Raw genomic sequence first — 4,308 nt, 5'->3', positions numbered from 1 at the left:
TATGTATTTAATCTGTTGCACAATAATTAATCCATTAATCCACAATTATATTTTTTTGGCAACAGATTTGTAATACCGATATCACACACACAAATAAACACTAATCAACATGAAAAAATTTACCATCTTAATGCTTTGCATTGCCACACTAGGTCTGGCTTCTTGCAAAAAAGACACGATTGTTCAACCAGGCAATGCCATTTTAACTGTCGTTAAAGATATATCTCCCAATGCATGGGTATTAAGTAATGACCAAAAAACATTTACTGYAGATATTTCTGTTCCTGAAATCGACCAGTATCATGTCGACAATGAAGGAACTTTGGTTTACATTTCTTATAACAGTGGAGCCAGTTATATAGCGCTACCTTTTGTTTATAATGTTGATGCCTATAGTTTTGAAGTATACAAAGGCGGTGTATCTATCGATGTACAAAGTTCAGATTACCAGGCAACAACTCCAATAAAACCTACATCAACAGTAAGGGTAAAAATAGTTCTTGTTGGAAACGATTTATAACTAGTATTTAAAACTCCAAAAAACGACTGATGTTCAATTGAACGTGGTCGTTTTTTTTATGCTCTCCCCTGTTTAGCTGTAAGACACGGATGTTAACACCATTTCTTTCCAAAAGCAGTTCATCATAAAAACCTTTGTAGTACACATCCTTTACCTCATAGCGCCTGCTGCTCCAACTATTGCTTATTTCAGCCCATTCGGGATAAAACACAACGAATTCTTTTTCCGTTTTTAAACCAATTTTTTCGGCATCGGCTTTTGATAAAACCACAGCATTGCCTAAAATCTGAGCGGTGTAAATGTGTTTTGGGTGCTGGTAAATGTCAGCTGGTTTTCCGGTTTGTAGCAATTCGCCGTTTTTTAGAATCAGTAACTGATCGGCCAAAAACAAACCATCAGCCGGATCGTGAGAAACCAAAATTACGGTAACACCAGTTTCGGAGGCTACTCGTTTAATATCGGCACGCAGTTGATTCTTAAGTAGCGCATCAACCTGACTAAAAGGTTCGTCTAAAAGTAAAACCTGTGTATCGGCAACCATTGCTTTTGCTATGGCTACACGCTGCTGCTCTCCCCCGCTCAGTTCGATGATTTTTTTGTTCTGGAGTGGCGAAATCCGAAGGTGCTCCATAATCTGAAGCGTTTTTTCGGCTTTGGTTTTAAGGTCGGTATTTGAGAGTTGTGAGGCAATATTATCGTAAACCTTCGCATAAATATTTAACGAAAAATCCTGCGTAACCATTTTCATCTGTTTGTGGCCTGGAATGAGTTGTTCATCAGGACCTTTAACCCTTTGATCTTCGAAAAAGATTTCACCCTCATCGGTTTTCAGCAATCCGTAAATGGATTTCAGTAAGGTCGATTTTCCACTGCCACTTTCTCCGATTATGGCCACTATATCGCCTCTTTTGATTTCGAAACTTACATTTTTAATACCTCCGGCCTGTTCTGCCTGATATTGCTTGGTTAAATTTTTAACGTTGATTATGGTATTGCTCACGTGGTAAAGATAAGAAAAAGGTAGAGGGTTTTAAGGTGGAAGGTTTAAGGTGCAAACAAAATTACACGTGCATTATATTTTATTTTTGCACGTATCCAGGCAACTATGTATCTTTACATCTTGACATCAGCAATTATAAGGCCATGAACACTAAACTAACCTTAACCATAGATAAGTCTGTTATTAAACAGGCAAAAGCTTATGCAGAACAACAAGGCAGAAGTCTTTCTGCAGTAGTAGAGAATTATTTAAAAGCTGTTATCAAAAAAGAAGAGATTGTAAGAGAAGATGATGAACTTTCTCCAATCATAAAATCTTTGATGCTCCGCCCGAAAGTAGAATTACCTGATGATTATGATTATAAAAAAGAGCTGGAGAAAGTCAGGGATGAGAAATATCAAAAATATTTAAATAATAATGAAAGATAATATTCTCATTGATTCTGATGTTTTACTTGATTTTTTTCTGAAACGAGAACCATTTTTTATTGATTCATCAAAAATTCTGAATTTATGTGTCAACCAAAAAATCAATGGTTTTGTTTCGGGTTTAATAATAGCCAACACGTATTATTTGTTGAGAAAACACTTTAATCATAAAGACATTTTGGCCGACTTTAAGATATTATTTACTTTTTTAGATATTTTAATAATTGACAAAAACGTTATTTTGACTTCAATCGATTCTGAATTCATAGATTTTGAAGATGCACTCCAAAATTTTTCGGCTGAAAACCATGGATCAATTAATGCTATAATTACGCGAAATATTAAAGATTATAAAAAGAGTAAGCTAAGTGTATTAACACCTACAATGTTTCTAAAAACATTATAAAATAAAAAATCCTGTCTCRCCTAACCGAAACAGGATCTGTTTTATTTGTGTGTTGCTGTTTTAATTTAAGCCGAAGGTAACCCCGAAACTCATATTTTTTAAGCCAGCTTGTTGAGTGGTAGTAAACATATCGTTAAAGTAATATTTGGTAAATAATCCTATACCACCATAGCCAAATCTAACTGTGCCTCCATAACGAACCGATTGAAAATGGTAGCTATCGTATTGTTTTTCTTTACCACGTTCTTCGCTTATCTGTTTAATTTTTCCGTTTAGCAAAAAGCTAACCTCCGGACCTAAAACCAGGTAAAATCTTTTGCTGTTTTTGTTTTCGCTGGTACGGAATTCGAAGTTTAAGGGAATGTGTACATAACTGCTCGAGAATCGGTTTTTTGAAAAATGTACAGGTGCCTGATCGGTATATACAAATTCGTTAGCGTTTTTAGCAATAGTAATGTCTTTTCTTAAACGGATCAATGTCCAGTCGAACCCACCGGCTACATAAACCTTAAAGTTAGAGTTGAAACGGTAGCCCAATTGCAAAACATCGAAAGAGAAAGTACTGGTTTTGCCACCTTTATAATCCAAAAAATCGTTGTTTGGCGATAAGTTGAAACTGCCATTATCGATTAACCTGGAGAAACCTAAATCAACTCTGGTAAAAGTAATTCCGCCCACGAAACGGCCTTTTTTAACTGAATCTGTAGATTTGGTTTTAATGATGATACCATGTCCTTCACTATAATCCATTTTCTTTTTAGTACTATCTTGTTGTGCAAAAGCACCTTGAGCCATAACACCGGCAAGTCCGCTTACCAAAAGTGTTGTATAAATTAGACGTTTCATATATGTGTGTGTGTTGTTGAGTTATTGAATGAGTGAATTATTGAATGTTATAAAGTTGAATATGTAATATTTAAGGTTCAGATACTAGCAACTGTGAACTGATAATGAAAACTGTTTACTTCTTATTTCGTTTACCTATTTTAAATGGGCCGATATTGATCGATGCCAAAGAAGAATCATCATCATCGGTGCGGAACTGTATCAGCTTATCTTTTCTTTTGTCCATTTTATTAACAATGAGGTTTACCACATCCCCAACATTACGGATGCCTTTATTGCTCTGTTCGTTTTCGTTAACAGGATCGTCCGTTTTAACTGGCGTTGCAACAACAGCAGTTAAAATCTCTTCTTTTGGCTGTAAAATCGCCTCTTCGATTTTTGTGTTGATATCTTTTTTAGGTTCTTCAACTTTAGCTATAATTGTCTTTTGCATTTCAGGAGCCGTAACTATCCGCGGTTGTTCCACAGCAGGTTTAACGTCTTTTTTCACCTTTATTTTGGCAATAGCACTTACTGCCTTAGCTCGAACTGGCAAAACTGGTGTTATATTTTCAACTGGAGCAACAATTGTAGCCAAAGAATCTTTAACAACTGGCTCTTGTACCACTGGTTTCGCTTTTTCAATCGTGTTACTGGCCAATTGTTTACCTCTACTGCTGGTATTTTGCTGTTGATAAACCAAAATCCCAATCGTAGCGATCAATAATACAGCGGCCGCAGACAACCAATAAATCGGTATGATTCTTTTTTTCTTAGGTGCTATTTCACTTTCAATATTGCTCCATAAATCCCTCGAAGGCGTTACTTCCGCATCAGCAAAAGCATCCTTAAATAACTGATCAAAATCCTTATCCCGTATAGGTTGCATAACCAAATCCCTCCATTTTTATAATTTCTTCTTTTAATATCGCTCTTGCTCTCGACAGTTGCGATTTGCTCGCACCTTCTGAGATTCCAAGTGTTTCTCCAATTTCTTTGTGCGAATAGCCTTCAATTACGTACATGTTAAATACCATGCGGTAACCATCTGCCAATTTTTGTATCACATTCATTAAATCAATACCATGCGGTAACCATCTGCCAATTTTTGTATCACATTCATTAAATC

Annotated in this window: 7 protein-coding genes; 3 read left to right on the top strand and 4 right to left on the bottom strand. The window is 35.8% G+C overall.

The genetic code is table 11. From position 1 onward, the window contains the following. Positions 1–109: 109 nt before the first annotated feature. The gene (locus tag AC1DPQ_RS19475; protein WP_477610591.1) at positions 110–520 is read left to right on the top strand and encodes a hypothetical protein; all 411 of its coding nucleotides are present in this window, start codon (positions 110–112) and stop codon (positions 518–520) included. Between the two features lie 7 nt (positions 521–527). Here AC1DPQ_RS19475 and AC1DPQ_RS19470 read toward each other — a convergent pair whose 3' ends face one another. Next, positions 528–1,520, bottom strand: coding sequence for an ABC transporter ATP-binding protein (locus AC1DPQ_RS19470; RefSeq protein WP_477582601.1), 993 nt, complete (start codon positions 1,518–1,520; stop codon positions 528–530). Between the two features lie 143 nt (positions 1,521–1,663). Here AC1DPQ_RS19470 and AC1DPQ_RS19465 point away from each other — a divergent pair, with 143 nt between their 5' ends. Together AC1DPQ_RS19465 and AC1DPQ_RS19460 are read left to right on the top strand one after the other, a co-directional pair. After that, positions 1,664–1,948, top strand: a complete 285-nt coding sequence (locus AC1DPQ_RS19465; RefSeq protein ID WP_477610590.1) for a DUF6364 family protein — start codon at positions 1,664–1,666, stop codon at positions 1,946–1,948. After that, positions 1,938–2,354, top strand: coding sequence for a PIN domain-containing protein (locus AC1DPQ_RS19460; protein ID WP_477610589.1), 417 nt, complete (start codon positions 1,938–1,940; stop codon positions 2,352–2,354). The genes AC1DPQ_RS19465 and AC1DPQ_RS19460 overlap by 11 nt, the downstream gene beginning before the upstream one ends. Positions 2,355–2,414: 60 nt before the next feature. Here the strand turns inward: AC1DPQ_RS19460 and AC1DPQ_RS19455 are convergent, their stop codons facing one another. From AC1DPQ_RS19455 to AC1DPQ_RS19445, 3 genes are all read right to left on the bottom strand, one after another. Continuing rightward, a complete protein-coding gene (locus tag AC1DPQ_RS19455) occupies positions 2,415–3,200 on the bottom strand; it encodes an outer membrane beta-barrel protein (RefSeq protein ID WP_477610588.1) in 786 nt (261 codons plus the stop codon). A gap of 115 nt (positions 3,201–3,315) precedes the next feature. After that, positions 3,316–4,068, bottom strand: a complete 753-nt coding sequence (locus AC1DPQ_RS19450; RefSeq protein WP_477584974.1) for a hypothetical protein — start codon at positions 4,066–4,068, stop codon at positions 3,316–3,318. Then, the coding region (locus AC1DPQ_RS19445; protein WP_477610587.1) for an RNA polymerase sigma factor at positions 4,049–4,308 on the bottom strand (260 nt) is incomplete at its 5' end. The genes AC1DPQ_RS19445 and AC1DPQ_RS19450, both read right to left, overlap by 20 nt.

The sequence above is a fragment of the Pedobacter sp. 01T416_2 genome (genome assembly GCF_056398925.1).
Note: the sequence above shows the minus strand (reverse complement) of the source record. Positions and strands in the feature narration are given on the sequence as shown.